The sequence below is a fragment of the Chitinophaga sp. genome (assembly GCF_036569185.1).
Classification (GTDB): Bacteria; Bacteroidota; Bacteroidia; order Chitinophagales; family Chitinophagaceae; genus Chitinophaga.
Window position 1 is genome coordinate 1 of record NZ_DATCRD010000293.1, and the last position, 14,942, is coordinate 14,942.

20 protein-coding genes are annotated in these 14,942 nt (G+C 42.5%); 14 read left to right on the forward strand and 6 right to left on the reverse strand.

What is annotated here, in order from left to right; genetic code table 11:
- From VIM72_RS22830 to VIM72_RS22855, 6 genes are all read left to right on the forward strand, one after another.
- Positions 1-292: site-specific integrase (locus tag VIM72_RS22830; RefSeq protein WP_332005131.1), on the forward strand; the 292-nt coding region annotated here is incomplete at its 5' end.
- 619 nt (positions 293-911) lie between these two features.
- Positions 912-1,430: a hypothetical protein gene (locus VIM72_RS22835; protein WP_332005132.1), complete on the forward strand. Its 519-nt coding sequence runs from the start codon at positions 912-914 to the stop codon at positions 1,428-1,430.
- A 330-nt stretch (positions 1,431-1,760) separates the two neighbouring features.
- Positions 1,761-2,087 (forward strand): hypothetical protein, encoded by a 327-nt coding sequence (locus VIM72_RS22840; RefSeq protein WP_332005133.1) that lies wholly within the window; start codon positions 1,761-1,763, stop codon positions 2,085-2,087.
- Positions 2,084-2,395 (forward strand): hypothetical protein, encoded by a 312-nt coding sequence (locus VIM72_RS22845; protein ID WP_332005134.1) that lies wholly within the window; start codon positions 2,084-2,086, stop codon positions 2,393-2,395. The genes VIM72_RS22840 and VIM72_RS22845 overlap by 4 nt, the downstream gene beginning before the upstream one ends.
- Before the next feature lie 716 nt (positions 2,396-3,111).
- Positions 3,112-3,588 carry a hypothetical protein gene (locus tag VIM72_RS22850; RefSeq protein WP_332005135.1) on the forward strand — a complete coding sequence of 159 codons (477 nt, stop codon included), beginning with the start codon at positions 3,112-3,114 and terminating at the stop codon, positions 3,586-3,588.
- 111 nt (positions 3,589-3,699) lie between these two features.
- A complete protein-coding gene (locus VIM72_RS22855; RefSeq protein ID WP_332005136.1) occupies positions 3,700-5,073 on the forward strand; it encodes an eCIS core domain-containing protein in 1,374 nt (457 codons plus the stop codon).
- Positions 5,074-5,078: 5 nt separating this feature from the next.
- On the opposite strand, the gene VIM72_RS22860 is transcribed toward VIM72_RS22855, so the two are convergent.
- The 5 genes from VIM72_RS22860 to VIM72_RS22880 form a co-directional block, all read right to left on the reverse strand.
- Positions 5,079-5,384 (reverse strand): DUF3817 domain-containing protein, encoded by a 306-nt coding sequence (locus tag VIM72_RS22860; RefSeq protein WP_332005137.1) that lies wholly within the window; start codon positions 5,382-5,384, stop codon positions 5,079-5,081.
- A gap of 158 nt (positions 5,385-5,542) precedes the next feature.
- Positions 5,543-6,454 (reverse strand): helix-turn-helix domain-containing protein, encoded by a 912-nt coding sequence (locus tag VIM72_RS22865; RefSeq protein WP_332005138.1) that lies wholly within the window; start codon positions 6,452-6,454, stop codon positions 5,543-5,545.
- A 45-nt stretch (positions 6,455-6,499) separates the two neighbouring features.
- Positions 6,500-7,051 carry a GNAT family N-acetyltransferase gene (locus tag VIM72_RS22870; protein ID WP_332005139.1) on the reverse strand — a complete coding sequence of 184 codons (552 nt, stop codon included), beginning with the start codon at positions 7,049-7,051 and terminating at the stop codon, positions 6,500-6,502.
- A gap of 184 nt (positions 7,052-7,235) precedes the next feature.
- Positions 7,236-7,625: a type VI secretion system tube protein TssD gene (gene tssD, locus VIM72_RS22875; protein WP_142684126.1), complete on the reverse strand. Its 390-nt coding sequence runs from the start codon at positions 7,623-7,625 to the stop codon at positions 7,236-7,238.
- Between the two features lie 180 nt (positions 7,626-7,805).
- Complete coding sequence (locus VIM72_RS22880) at positions 7,806-8,498, reverse strand: helix-turn-helix transcriptional regulator (RefSeq protein WP_332005140.1); 693 nt, start codon at positions 8,496-8,498, stop codon at positions 7,806-7,808.
- 284 nt (positions 8,499-8,782) lie between these two features.
- On the opposite strand from VIM72_RS22880, the gene VIM72_RS22885 reads away from it, so the two are divergent.
- The 6 genes from VIM72_RS22885 to VIM72_RS22910 all read left to right on the forward strand — a co-directional run bounded on the left by VIM72_RS22885 (position 8,783) and on the right by VIM72_RS22910 (position 12,503).
- On the forward strand, positions 8,783-9,361 hold the full coding sequence (locus tag VIM72_RS22885; protein WP_332005141.1) for a Crp/Fnr family transcriptional regulator: 579 nt from the start codon (positions 8,783-8,785) through the stop codon (positions 9,359-9,361).
- A gap of 72 nt (positions 9,362-9,433) precedes the next feature.
- The gene (locus tag VIM72_RS22890; RefSeq protein WP_332005142.1) at positions 9,434-9,847 is read left to right on the forward strand and encodes an ester cyclase; all 414 of its coding nucleotides are present in this window, start codon (positions 9,434-9,436) and stop codon (positions 9,845-9,847) included.
- 182 nt (positions 9,848-10,029) lie between these two features.
- Positions 10,030-10,212, forward strand: coding sequence for a hypothetical protein (locus VIM72_RS22895; protein WP_332005143.1), 183 nt, complete (start codon positions 10,030-10,032; stop codon positions 10,210-10,212).
- A 334-nt stretch (positions 10,213-10,546) separates the two neighbouring features.
- Positions 10,547-11,431, forward strand: a complete 885-nt coding sequence (locus VIM72_RS22900) for an AraC family transcriptional regulator (protein WP_332005144.1) — start codon at positions 10,547-10,549, stop codon at positions 11,429-11,431.
- Positions 11,432-11,628: 197 nt separating this feature from the next.
- Entirely contained in the window at positions 11,629-12,228 is a 600-nt protein-coding gene (locus tag VIM72_RS22905) for a class I SAM-dependent methyltransferase (protein WP_332005145.1), read from the forward strand.
- A 26-nt stretch (positions 12,229-12,254) separates the two neighbouring features.
- Positions 12,255-12,503, forward strand: coding sequence for a hypothetical protein (locus tag VIM72_RS22910; protein ID WP_332005146.1), 249 nt, complete (start codon positions 12,255-12,257; stop codon positions 12,501-12,503).
- On the opposite strand, the gene VIM72_RS22915 is transcribed toward VIM72_RS22910, so the two are convergent.
- A complete protein-coding gene (locus tag VIM72_RS22915) occupies positions 12,504-13,121 on the reverse strand; it encodes a redoxin domain-containing protein (protein WP_332005147.1) in 618 nt (205 codons plus the stop codon).
- A 343-nt stretch (positions 13,122-13,464) separates the two neighbouring features.
- On the opposite strand from VIM72_RS22915, the gene VIM72_RS22920 reads away from it, so the two are divergent.
- Positions 13,465-14,361: a bestrophin family protein gene (locus VIM72_RS22920; RefSeq protein WP_332005148.1), complete on the forward strand. Its 897-nt coding sequence runs from the start codon at positions 13,465-13,467 to the stop codon at positions 14,359-14,361.
- A 54-nt stretch (positions 14,362-14,415) separates the two neighbouring features.
- Positions 14,416-14,942, forward strand: a 527-nt coding sequence (locus VIM72_RS22925) for a DUF3375 family protein (protein ID WP_332005149.1), incomplete at its 3' end; no start/stop codon positions are given.

Sequence of the window (14,942 nt, forward strand, 5' to 3'; positions counted from 1 at the left end):
ATATACTCCTGATAAACACGGCTATTTGCTGCCTGTACTCTCCAACCAGAAAGTAAACGCATATCTGAAGGAGATTGCAGACATATGCGGGGTGGAGAAGAATCTTACGTTCCATTTAGCTCGTCATACGTTTGCCACTACTGTAACACTGAGTAACGGCGTACCGATTGAAACAGTCAGTAAAATGTTAGGGCATACGAATCTGAAAACAACACAGATTTATGCAAAGGTAGTAGATACAAAAATTAGCAAGGATATGTTGTTACTTCAGCAGAAATTACATACAGTATAAAAACAATCAGGGTAGTAATGTAAAAGTTACTGCTCTGTTTTTTAAACCTTTTTTTACTTACCTCTGAGACAGGGAATAAAATAAATTGGCTGTAACTCAATAGGAGTGACAGTTTGGCAGGGATGAATGATTTTATTTTTACGTTGTATCCGTTTCTTTAGCATTTTTCCTCACTGCATCTCAGAGATTTATTTTTCAGTTTTACTTTCAAATAGATACAATTTTCCCTCCATAAAATCCCTAAAAAAATGTGTCTTATAACACACTCAAAAACAGCTCCCATAAACGTTTTGATTGGCTGTATTACTACAGCCCAACTCCAATACTCAGGAGTTTTGCAGACTATACATAGCATGCCTGAGAGCCACTAGCACTACTTCATATCATTTCTTTTCATGGTAGTGTGAGCCTGTATTTTGCAGGTACTTTTACTGTCCCCAGTGTATAAAGCACTGTCCGGGTAAGAACTTCCATACAAAATTAAGATATAACGTTTCATTTATCTGAAATAGTTTTCGACGGGTGTGTAAAACTTATTTTTTTTATTACTATTCAAAAAAAACGGAAATTGTATTTCCGTTAATTAAATAGAAATAAATTGATTATCAAAATGATAAACATGTTATCACGCCCCAGCATACTATTATTTTCCATCTTCTTTTTTTCATGTAATTCAACACGCGAAAATAATACAGCTACTTATGTTAACGCTCAGTCACAGGTTAAAAACGATAGCTCAGAATATTATGCAAGAATAAAAGCAGAACGAGATTCCATCGAAATGTGTATGATTTTGGCAAGGGCTGCACAGCGAGATAATTCACCGTTGGATATTTTAGTTGAGCCATATAGTTTCTGTATTATTAAATATGAAATACGCTATCAGGCCTCTACGTTCCAGAACAGCCTCCCTGAGGAAGTGGTTTCGATAAGTGATATTGAACAATTGCCCTCTTATAATGAAGACGTAAAGTATCGTTTCATGGATAAAATCGAAAACAAAATAAAAAAATCTCACCCTGGTAGTGAAATTCGAATTATCGAAAGAGAAGTAAAAAATTTCAATACGTATTCAGCAGCTTCCAAAGAATTGGAAAAGCTGCACAAAATGTACCCCGTGAATCAACAACTTTTTTAATCGAAAATGCATCAGGAGAGTAACTACCCCATAAGAACACCCCATGAGGTTTGCTACGCAACGGTGTCACCCCGGTGAGTCACGCATCGTTGCCAATAATCACATTTAAAACGCAAACACATGAAATTGAAAAAACATTTTACGCGCTCTCCGAGAGGAGTATACTGTAAACCTGCTTTATCAGGTTAGGGAAAGAATTTTTTCTCATGAAACAGTAATGCTTTTAATATAGCATTACGTTGTACACGGTGCTTAACTGAGCAGGTTATTTTTAACTGATCAGGTTAAGCACTTTTCATTTATATCAGATCAAAACAAAAACTCTTTAAAATGAACACAGCAATCAACTGCCCATACGCAGAAATATCAATGAAACGCATATTCGATTTTTTGGTTTGTTATGATATGGAAGATGCTGAAGGTCTCTTGTGGGATATGCTCATGGAAGCAATGAAAAGCGATGATGTGGACGACTGGAGTAGTAGTCAAAGGGCAGAAATGATGCTGTTTTACCAGTTGTTAAGGGATGTTATCGGGAGCATTTACTGGATAGCTATTCCGCTTATGGAACATTTTGGTCATGAAGCACCATCCAGCATCTATAACTCAATTCCCAAATGCTGGCATTGTATCACAAACGAAAATTCAAAATCATGAAAAACGAAACTCCTGTAAACCCCATGCAGGTGAATATCTTATTGGATATTCATACGAAGCTGGCCGACTTTCCTGTTATGTTCCGGGAACGTGTATGTGAGGAATGTAATTGGAGTGCGCCTACTTTCTATCGTAAAATGCGGGGAAAAGACAAACCGAGCCCCAACGATAAAAGAAAAATTATTTCTGTTCTCAGCAACGCCGAAAAACAGAAGATTATGGAAGTTTTGGAGGACGGATTTATGAATGTTGCCGAAAAGTGTCAGAAGTATATGAAAAAAGTACATATAATTCGTAACAAGGATTAATAACAAATTAAATAATTAATTAACATTTTGGTTTCTACGACAAAAGCTAACATATACGCTATCATTAAACTTCAGAATCTCGGAGATTCAATACAGTATGGCATTTCCATCAAGGGTTCGAATCCCTTCTTCTCCGCAAGCTTTAAAGCTCTGGTAACGCAGGTTATCGGGGCTTTTTTGTTTTAGCGCTGCAGTAAAGCGTTTGCTGAAATTATTGTTTTACTGCAACCTTCTGCATCATTACTAATCTATTTTCTCTCAACACTTCTGAGTCATTTAAGGCTTTATTGTGATCCGATAAATTTAAACGGGATAATCATATCTTAAACATCTCCTGAAATTTACTTGCCTTCTATCCAATGCCAGATTGCTCTTTCAGATATCTGTCTTTTTCTCTGTTTCCAAAATGAGCAACCAAAGCAATGGTCTTATCTGGCATTTCAAAATCATCATCGAGATACATTTTCATCAAATCATATTTTCCCGGGTAACTCACTTCTTCCATTAGCTTAAATCCAGCCAGGGCATTGAAAAATGTTCAAAAAATATCACGGTATGTATATTTAGCCATTCCAGGATGATGGGAATATAATTGGCCCTCAGATTTATATAACGCACCTTGTTGATCATACTCGTTTCCATATCTCTTAAACCACGGCAAACAAGTCATGGCGCTCTATTTTAAGCCTGATACCGCACTTTTTTCATTATCTTCAATGATGAACATTTCAAAAGAAACGGAAGACAAAGTACGCCTGCTATTACAACAAAACAGGAAAGTAGAAGCCGTAAAACTTGTTTATGATACGGCCCGATGCAGACTAAAAGAAGCTAAAGATTATGTGGACCAACTCCGGCAACCGGCACAAAGTACCTCTTCTCATAAAACCGGTAATAATATCGACGATACCATTCTTTCATTACTTGCGCAAAATAAAAAACTGTACGCAATAAAATTCTATAGGGAGCAAACCGGTAAATCGCTTGCTGAAAGCCTCGCCTACGTAGATAGCCTGCCTGAAAGCAGCAAACATAATTCGCGTGCTACCACCATGAACACCGAAATAGATAAAATTATCAGGCAACAGGAAATTGCCTCCGGTAGCAGGCAGAAGCAGGGAGCTTTCCTCCTGAAACTGTGCATCGTGTTCTTGATAGCAGCATTATTGATATACCTGATATTTTTCCGGTGATCTTTATAATCTGATGATGCACATCTCTTTTTACATATCCGGATTCTTCATTTTGAAATTCCTGCTTTTTCCGGTAAATTTAAATACGTTATTCACCATCATCTTATTGCTATGCAGCACACATGGTCAGAAAAACAATCAGGCAACCATCCCTCAAAAGCAGCCAGCGAACAAAACGCTCAAAGCAACGGTAAAAGCCTGCCGGGTGTATCTCAAACTAAAATAGCCCAACGGGAAACTGCCCAGCTGATAAATCATGAAGAGAAAGTACCTCCTGTACAGGGACAGTTTACGGTACAGCAACAGAAAGAAAAAGAGGAATTACCAACCCAATTAAGATCCGCTGATTTGCATCCCTTCCGCGCAGCATCCCCCTTTCAGCTGAAAGAAGAAACCTCAACGGCTAAAGTGAATAACACTGGTTTACCTGACCAGCTGAAATCCGGTATTGAACAGCTTTCCGGCCTCTCCGCAGATGATGTAAAAGTGCATTATAATTCCGACAGACCTGCTCAGCTGCAGGCACTCGCCTATGCCCAGGGAACCGATATCCACATTGCACCTGGCCAGGAAAAACATCTTCCTCACGAGGCCTGGCATGTGGTGCAACAAAAACAGGGACGTGTACAACCCACTCTTCAGATGAAAGAGAGCATTCCTGTAAATAATGATAAAAGCCTGGAAGAAGAGGCGGATAAAATGGGAGCACAGGCGTTACAAAGAATGGAAAATAAAAACGGGTTGCCGGCAAACAAAAGTGTTCCCTTCTTACAGCCAATTACGCAACTTCAGCTACAGGAAGGAGTATACTTCACTACAAAAGAAGCTAACCTGCGTAACAATATTCAACATGAAGTAATAAGAAAATTACCGGCCCGTGAACAAGTAACCGTGATCTCAAAAGGAACACGGATCTCCAAATTCAGCGCGGGTATACTTAACAATGAACATTCCTGGGTAAGAACATCAAGAGGGGAAGAAGGCTGGATAGAAGACAGCAAATTGCAACGTTCTCCTCATCAACCCGCCGTACAACATCATGCCAGTTCATCCGATGGAAACGGGGGGAATGTACAGGCAGTAGCTCAATTGCCTGCTGTGCCCAGGCTATTCCCCGGGATAGTATTGCAGGAGCCATCAGAAGAACAACGTAGAAAATGGAATTTCGGTCAGGATGAGGAAGGAGAAAGCAAATACAATAAAATGAAAGAGCTTACAAAAGCTATTGATGACCTGCAGAAATACCAGAACGAACATCTTATTCCTAATCCCCAGCCATTTGTTCCCCAGGAAGAAACAGGCGGCGTATCATCCGACTATCACAGGGCCGGCGCCCAAGCCAAGGCAAGTGCATATGCGGATGCAGTAGCCGCCGGGTATAATTTGAATGATAAAGAAGTCAAAAAACTCGTCGATAAAGTATTGTCTTTACATCATTCCTACTATTACCAATCCATCGTAACAACAACCGGGCATCTTATTTAAACTTATTACACCATTCTCGACAAAATAGCTTTGTCTATATAAAATGTTCCAAAAGGAATAAAACATGCCAGCAACACTTTCCAGGTAGTGGTACGGAACTTCCACCTGTAAGCAATTCCAACGCTCATGGTATTTAATACAAAAAGCAGGAATAATATTCCATGGACAGGGCCCATCGCCTTCACCAGTGAAGGATCATGACATACATATTTCAAAGGTACCGCTATACCAATCAGCACCAGCAGGGAAATTCCTTCTAAAAAGGCCATCAGCCTCAATCTTCCCAGTTGTGTATTAAAAAACTTCTGCATAGTTAAAATATATTTGGCCGGTTTACCTGGCAATGAAAACAGTCTGCGTAATGCGTTGCTACCCGCCGGAACCTGTGATGAACAGATAACCGGAAGCAATACATGAATGCAAAGCTCCGTTTAAAAACTTCCTGCTGTTAGGACCAATATGGATAATTTTAGGACAATTCAATCTTCTTGCGAAAGTTGGTTGGCGTAATGCCTTCATACTTTTTAAAGAGCCGGGTAAAATACGACTGGTCCTCAAAACCTACGTCTTCCGCCACTTCGCTGATACTGAGATTGCTTTGGCTCAATAATACTTTTGCTTCCAGCACAATCGTTTCGCTGATCCATTGTGCAGGGGATTTACCGGTAACGGCTTTCACCGATTTATTCAGATGATTAGGCGTAATGTTCAGCAGGGATGCATAATCTGTTACAAGATGCAATGTTCTGATATTGGCAAATAACAATTCCTTAAAGCGATGGGTGATATTAATCGCCGCTGTTTGATGGCCGCCGGTCAGCGGTTTATAAAGCTGTTTCACCTCACACAGTAATGTGATGAGGTAGGGCTGGATGATTTCCAGGTTATTCAGTCCGTTCCGGCTGTAATCGAGTAAAAGACGTTTAAAAAGATGCAATACAAATTTTGCGGTCTGTTTATCCAGTTGCACTTTGGGATTACCCCATACCCTTAAGAAATCAAATGCTTTCAGCGGCTCCTGCGTGCTGTATTTTCCTGTAAGGATATCTGTATGAAAATTACACAGGTACCCTTTATTCACTTCACCGCTTTTAAAAGAAAAGACCTGTCCTGCCGGTACAAACAGCATTTCATTTTTATGAATTGTATACAACCCGCTGCCGATTTTTATACTTGCCTCACCACTTGTAATAAACAAACAGCTATGGTTGGTCGACCGGGAAGCTGGTATTTCCTGTGTTACCAGCCGGTACATCTCTTCTACTTTTACAATAAAAAATTTGTCGAAATCAGGCTTTAAGATATTATCAAGCTCTTTCCGGGGCTGCATAAACCTGGCTGTAAATGAGCCCGGATGATATACCGCTATTCCTTTTTTCACTGGCATCTTTTGTCTGAAAGATAAAAACAAAACCCGATAAAAGTGCTATAGTGGCTTTGATAAGGAATAACACAGCTGTGCTGACAGATCTTCTTCTTTCTCCAGTTCCTCTCTCAGTGGATCGTCTTTAATAAAATGATAGCGTTCCAGGAGTTTAACAGATCTTTCATTGTCTACAGCCGGGAAGGCTGTAATTTTTTGAAGATGCAGTTGTTCAAAGCCGAACTGTATTACCACCGGCAGTACTTCCTGCATAATGCCTTTCCTGAAAAAAGCCGACTGCAGTTCGTATCCTATTTCCGCCCGATCCAGTTCCGGTACTATATTCCAGTAACAGATGGTACCAATAGGAACATCGTTTTCCTTTGTGGTGATTACCCAGTACAACGATTGGTTGGCTGCAATATTGGCCTGGATCCTTTCAATAAACTGCCTGGCTGCTGCAGCCGTAGTTGTAGGGGGCCTGTTCAGGAACTGGTTCACAAGTGGGTCCGACCTCAAAATAAGAAAGGCTTCATCGTCATATAATGCAGGAGCCCGCAGGATAAACCGTTGGGTGGCAAGGTTGGGGAAAGGGTTGAAATTAAGTATAAGCATACACTTAAAAATAATCATAATGACCAATCAGCGGCAATGGTCTCCATCGCAGCCTGGCAATGGTAAAAGTGACGCTGTTTTTATAACAAAAGAAACCGGGGCAGCAAATATAAAGATACAATCCGCCTGTAACAGGTATACATGCGGATTGTTATTTTTTAGAAAGATGGATAACGGCGCGATGCTATGCCGGCCACGGATTCTGGTAAGTGGAATTATTTAATTTCACCTCCCTGGAAGACAAAGTCAGCTGTATCTGCAGAGGTTGCTCATTGGCTGAATTAAACGTCTCTGCATATTCAACGCAATAGGCATCTGTAAATTTCAGCTCTTTGAGCCGCGACATGGAATCCCTCCGGAAAAAGGTAATACTGCCGTTTTTCGTTTGGGTGTTGGAAATCATCCAGTCAAACAAACTTGTTTCACCGGCAGACTCAACCAACAGGTTAATGGTGCCTCCTTTGGGGCGGGCGGCAGGTTTCCCGTTATGATCTGTATTCTGGGTAAATGAAAACCTGCATTCCAGGATATTCATTTCTTCCCCATCGATGTTGAGAACGGCTTTAAAAGACATAATTTTTCTGGTTAACAGGTCCGTTGCAAGGCGCAACAGACAGGCACAAAAATATGGTATACGGGATGAAAATACACATTTCTGTTTACATGCAGAAAAATTGAAGGTTATTTTTAAGAAATGGCTTCAAACAATGCAGGGTACTGTCTTTCAAGACACCAGTAATATACCGTTTAATAATTATATAAGGTCAAATGCCTGTGCAAAACTGGTCAGGTCGTAGCTCGACTGCGCCCCGATCTTCGCTTTGATATTCCGCCGGTGCGTTACAGCGGTCTTTTCCGAGATTCCCGCCTGCTCGGCAATTTCAATAGCGCTAAGCCCCAGGGCCAGCAATCGCAGTATCTCTTTCTCTCTCCTGGTAAGCGATGCAAAAATATGCTGGTTACGGCGCAGGAAATTATTCTCCTCCAGCAAACGGTTCACCTTACTGGAAACATGGTATAGTGGGTCAATGGGAATGGCGCAGGTAATTACATGGGTAGGCGCTCCATTGGCATCCCGCATAAACACCCGCGTAGAACCAAGGTGCCAGGTCCAATCGCGCGAGGCGGCAGTACGTACCTGCTGAAAGAAGGTAACCGTCATATTGGCTTCTGCCGGCGCATCCAGCATGTTGATGATTTTAGGCAGGTAATCTGCTACATCGTGTGGATTAAAGAAAGTATCATAATACCGGGCGCCCATTTCCCGTAAAGCTTCCAGCGTAATATCCAGCTCCCTGCAACCGCGGGGCGACATATACTCCACGTAACTCTTTACCACATTCATTACAATTACCACTACCGGAAGTTCCTGATCAATGGCCCTTAAAGCGTTCAGCTTCTCCTCCAGCCCTGATCCGTCATTATTAAATGCAGCATGCTCAATCATGTACCTGATATAAAATCGTGTATAGGAATCCTCTGTGACGTTGGTTGACTACTTATTTTGTGCTCTTTATCAATAACAAATGTAGTAAAAATAAGAAAGGGTCCCATCACAAAGAAGAGACCCTTTTTTGGGGATAGAAAATACGGTGATTGACTAAATCAGGTGGATGACTTTATGTATGAATAAGGTGAATTTCAGATTGCTTTCACAAAGATATGTTAAAGCTGAAGGGAAACAAATACCTACATGTGAGTATTTTTAAAAAAATAAGTGATCTTCCGGTTATGAAACCCAGCCCCGCACATTTCCTCCAAAGCCTGTTGCACATTGCTTCCTTAAGCCATGAAGCAAGAGAGTTATTTGCAGGGAAAGCTATCTTCCAGAAGGTAAAAAAAGCTGACTACCTGTTAAGGGAAGGGCAGCACTGCCACTATATATGGTTTATTGAAAGTGGCGCCTGCAGGACCTTTCATTATTATCATGAAAAGGAGATCAATACCGGTTTCTACTTTGAAAACACCTTTCTTACTAACCTGAACAGCCTGCGGAATAACGTTCCGGCCGATTATAATATACAAACAACGGAAGCCGGCAGCTTATGGAAATGGCATAAAGACGACCTGTTCCTGCTCTATAGTCAATCCCCCGAAATAGCCGCCTTTGGCCGCCAGTGGCTGGAGCACCTGTTCATTGAACAGGAAAAACATACACACTGGCTCAAGACAAACAACCCGGAGGAAAGATACCAATCTATCCTGGATACCCAGCCATCCCTCCTGCAACGTGTATCTCTTACACAACTCAGCTCCTACCTCGGTATTTCCCGGGAAACCCTCAGCCGCATCCGCCGCCGTTTATCCTGAACAGATTATGTGACGTTTGACACAATCCCTTTACTACAGGGCTTTTACCTTTACAGGGTAAAACTAACGGTTATGACTATACAGGAACAAAAAGATTTCATCGAACATTACATTGCCATCATCTGGAACCGCGGAGACACCAGCTGCCTGGAACAATTCCTGCATCCGGCTTATGTAGATCATTCGCTGCCAACGGGCTTGCCGCCCGATAGCACAGGGCTCAGGCAATGGATTGCATTAACGCATGGGTCCTTCCAACCCGAAACCATCATTAATGAGCAGGTAGCCGAACCCGGTAAATGCATTATCAGGGTAACCATGCATATGAAGCACACCGGGCTATGGCGGGGAATACCTCCTACCGGTTTAACTGTAAGCATTCCCGGCTACCGGTGCTTTCGATTGCAGGATAACCTCATCATTGAACACCGGGCATTAATAGACGGAAACACACTGGAAAAGAAGCTTACTACCGGCATACTGTAACCTGCAGGCCCTACAGGAAGTAACTAACCCAAGCTGGTGTGCAGACTGCAGCCCGGCCCCATGGCGATCGCTTTACTAAAGCCCGTATGCCCGTACCCGTTATGAACGGGAACTATTAGTTGCCTTCCGCCACCGGAAGGCAACTCCATTTGGTTAACCCAGGTAATAAAACGGGAAGTGGAATGAAAATGCAACAGGGCCATCCCTCTAAAAGAAATCCAGGTGTTGGTCCAGGAGACGATGTTCCCTTCCGGGCCACTGTAAAATCAACTATCCGCGCATCCGGATCGTTGATTCCAACAACAGCTCCCTTCCGGTACCCATCTCCCCATACAGCACTACTCCAGCCCAACACCTGGAAATAATATTAAACCTATGCCGGCTATATCTCTTCAGGCCACTACAAATATGCCTTTTATTCGGTCATTTACTTAATACTTTTTTATCTTTTAATTATACTTTGATAATCAAAATTATGACAGAATAAATGTAAAGTAAACACTAATACCTCTGTATCACTTCATGGTTAATAGTATAGAACAGAAAGTAAAAATTGTATTTTACGTTTGATAACGTTACTTTTATGATGCTTTTTTAGCAATCAGGCTATAAAAACCACCGGTTGGGCAACAAGCCGGCAATAAATAATGTTTATCAACCACCTCAGTATTCCGGTACGTTATAAAAACTATGCTCATTATGAAGAGTAAAATATTAAGAGAGATCACTCCTCTTACGCAAAGTGATTGCTTTACGTTGTTTGCCCGGGAGAAAAAGGTGTTCGACTTCCCTTTACATTACCACGACGAATTTGAGCTGAACTTCATCCAGCATGCCCGTGGCGCCAAAAGGATCATCGGCGACCACATCGAGGAAATTGGCGATCTTGAACTGGTACTCGTAGGCCCCAACCTCCAGCACGGCTGGTTTTCCGACGATCTTAGCGGTGGCATTGTACGAGAAATAACCATACAGTTTCACCGCGACCTTTTTGATGATAAATTTCTTCAGCGGAACCAGATGAATTTTATCAAAAACATGTTTGAACGTTCCCTCAGGGGAATCCTCTTTTCCACGGAAACCACCCAACAGATCATGCCCCGCCTTATCCGGCTGCCACAACAACAGGGCTTCGACTCCGTGCTGGAGCTGATGTCGATCCTGCACGACCTGTCTACCAGCCGGAACATGCGCATCCTGTCTGATGCCACCTTCAGCAATACCGAAACATTTTCCTATAACAGCCGCCGGATAGCAAGGATCATGACCTACCTGAATGCGAACTACGACAAAAATATATCACTGGGAGAGGCCGCCAGGCTGGCGGCTATGACGGAAGTGGCTTTCAGCCGTTTTTTTAAAGCCAAGATCGGTAAAACCTTCGTGGATACCCTCATAGAAATCCGGCTGGGACATGCCTCCCGGTTACTGATAGAAACCACCCATACCGTGAACGAAATTGCTTATAAATGCGGTTTTAACAATATCTCCAATTTCAACCGCATCTTCAAAAAGAAAAAAGACTGTACCCCCAAAGAATTCAGGCTGGCCTATACTTCTTCGGGAACGCGGACTTTCATTTAACGGCGATTTTGTTGATTGATTTTTTTTGAATTTTGTAAAAGCTTAGACGGATGTGGGTTATGCTGATAGTAGCGGGAAAATTATAATATCAAATATGCGGTTGCCAGCTGCTGTACCTGGTTGTATGCCCATTTTTACGCATATATGAAGTTCCGGGCCTTCCAAAAATGCCGGTAAATGCGTACCTTTGCGCCTTCATGCAGACTTCTACTTTATTAAAGCCGAATTGTTACGTAAATGACGCCGGATTTGACTGGTTATATCCTGAAAAGATACAGCAACTTTCAAGACGGCACTGGACACCACTCAGTATCGCTAAAACAGCGGCCCGGTTTCTCGCAAATGAACCCGGAAAGAAGATCCTCGATATCGGCAGCGGTGTCGGGAAATTTTGCCTGGTAGGAGCACGCTTCTACCCGGAAACCAGCTTTTATGGTATTGAACAACGGAAAGAGCTTCACCAGTTCGCACTTGAAGCAAAGGCGGCCACACAAACCAGGAACGTAAACTTTATTCACGGAAATTTTACACAGGAAGATCTTTCTGCGTATGATGGTTTTTACTTCTATAATTCTTTCTTTGAAAACCTGGTAGACCAGGACCAGATAGATGATAAAGTAGAATATTCAACCAGCTTATATAATTATTACAGCCGCTTTTTATTCAAAAAACTGGAAAGCAGCGCAAGCGGCACAAGACTCGTAACCTACCACAGTCTTGAAGACGAAGTGCCTCCCTGTTACCAACTGGTAGACGCTTCTACGGATTTAATGCTGAAAATGTGGATCAGAAGATAGGACTTGGTAATACAAAAATTAATACAATGACTACAGACGGACTTGCTTTAGAGATCATCACACAATTGGGAACTATAACAAATTACCAGCAGGCAGACCAACTGCTGGCTTCCATAAAAAAGGAACATGCCGCTTCTTCAAAAAAAATCTTCTCTTTACTCCGGGAAAAAATAGAAAATCTGTCGCCGTTGGAGTGTAACAGCTTACAATGGAGCATCTACCGCTATGCCCTGATGCATGTACGCAAATGCGCATCGATGGAACCAGCCTGCTGATCAGGCACTGATAGCCAGTTTTTTGCCAATGGCAGCTACCGCAGCTTCCGGCGAAAATGCAGACTCCAGGTACAGGTCCACAAAATCGTAACTGATTTCCAGGGAAGGCGTAATCAGGTAGGCCGCCGGTACAGGTACATCGGCATTAACACCGGAAACACGGCCCCAGATGGGGTCTGATTCCCTGTATATGCCTGCTTTCCTGGCTATGCGATGCTGCGCGTCATGTACCACATCAAAAGGCAGCGCCTCCGGGTGAACCGACGTAAATTGCTTTTTATCTTCGCTGGACAATACCAGCAAACGGGCTCCGGCTGCAGTTATAGCCGCATAACTCTTCTTCAGTCGCTCTACCAGCTGGTCCGCATAATCATTCCAATGCCAGGAATAAAAAACAACCAGCAATGGCTGCAGCGTCAGGCTGTGCAATGATCCCCCCTGGTGAGCATTGTTAAGCAATGGGCCTGCATTGATCACACGCGCTTCTTCAACAAAAAATTCAGGGAAAAAGCTTCCTGCTTTTACCGGGTTAATTTTTTCTCTGTTCCTGATGGGGCTGGGGAAATTTTCCGGTGTAGGCTGCGGTAAGTAGTCGGCGTATCTGTATAATGATGACATATAAAATACTTTTTTAATGGCTGATAAAATGGCCGCTGTTATAGGTTTGGTGAATATTTTTTGCTTTCGTATAACAAATATAGGGAGAATATTTTAATTACCCTACTATTCCTATAGACTATTAGGTATATAAAATATAAATAATTGATTCCTAATACCTTTGAGCGAAAAATATTTTTCAGAAAGATGGAAACAGGACATATTTTCCATCTTTGGTAAAACTATTTACTGCGTGTAACCGTCATTGTTATAAACGCCCTCATCTTAAAAAAAAATGGCAAAAATTTGCCATGATAAACCCGGATAGCATAATTTACAGGAGAGTCATAAAAAGAAAAAATATATGCTGCTGAAACACAGACTATCGCTCAGCCAGATCTTTTCCTTTACCTGGAAGGTAGATCTTATGCTGCTCGGATGTTGTACCCTGGTATATTTCCTCGACTCGCGCTGGCTGGCAGCACATATCAATATTCCCATAGCTGTATCTACCGTATTGGGTACCGCCATTGCCTTTTTTATTGGCTTCAACAACAACCAGGCATACGACCGCTGGTGGGAAGCCCGCAAAATATGGGGAGCACTGGTAAACGATTCCCGCACCTGGAGCAGATCTATACTTAATTACCCCTCACCGGAAACCAAAGCCCTTTGCCGGCACATGATTTACCGGCACCTGGCCTTCGTTTATGCCCTAAAAACCGTGTTGCGCAAACGGCCCGATGACTACTATACCCGTTACCTTACCGCCGAAGAAATCGAAGAAGTACAAAAACAAAATAATATCCCCAATGCCATTCTGAACCTCCAGACACGCGATCTGCAGCAACTGAGGAATTCCGGTAGCATCGACGGATTTACTTTTATAGAACTGAACCAGCTCCTGGTAAAATTCTGCGATTATATGGGGCAATCGGAAAGGATCAGGAATACCGTATTTCCCCCCAGCTATTTATATTTTACAAAGATGTTTATCTGGTTCTATGTGATCATGAATACGCTGATGATGACGGAATCCATCGGCGCATGGGCCATTCCCTTTGGATGGATGTTCGGCTTCGTATTCCATGTTACCCACCTGAACGGCATCACCCTCATGGATCCCTTTGATTTCCAGCCCCTGGCTATTCCGCTCGACAGCATCTCCAGGACCATTGAGATCAACATTATCCAACTCCTGGGCGATGAACCGGTGCCCGCCCCCGTGCAGCCACGGCAGGATGGACTTTATGTTATGTAAAACCAACAGGAAACGCATTCACTTTGTAATACGTAATTCCTTATTTTTACACCCATGACGTATGACCAATTATGTAATCTATATGCCCAGTCAGTTACCCTCAAGATACTACGGGCACGTAGCGCGCCAATGATGCTGTCATTTTTTCATTACACATTCAAGGAAAAAAACCATACAACCATTTCCAATGTGGAACTGGTAACCCGTTTATCCGACTACCTCGGCGTAACCGGCTACCGCGCCACAGATGATGAAATAGACGCTACCAGCCTGCTGGAACATGATGATGTGAAAGCCAGGAAATATATCGATCAATGGAGCAATAAAGGCTTCCTCCGCAAGTATCCCGACGACGACGGACTGGATATCCATGAGCTGAGCAGCGACATGGAAAAAGTAATGCACTGGGTATCCACCCTCCAGAAAAGAGAGTTTGTGGGCACGGAAAGCCGCTTCAAAGACATCTTCTCCAAACTCAAAGAACTGATAGACCAGAGCAATAAAAACCCGGAACAAAGGATCCAGGAACTGGAGAAAAAGAAATATGAAATAGAACAGGAAATCAAAGCTATCAAGATCAC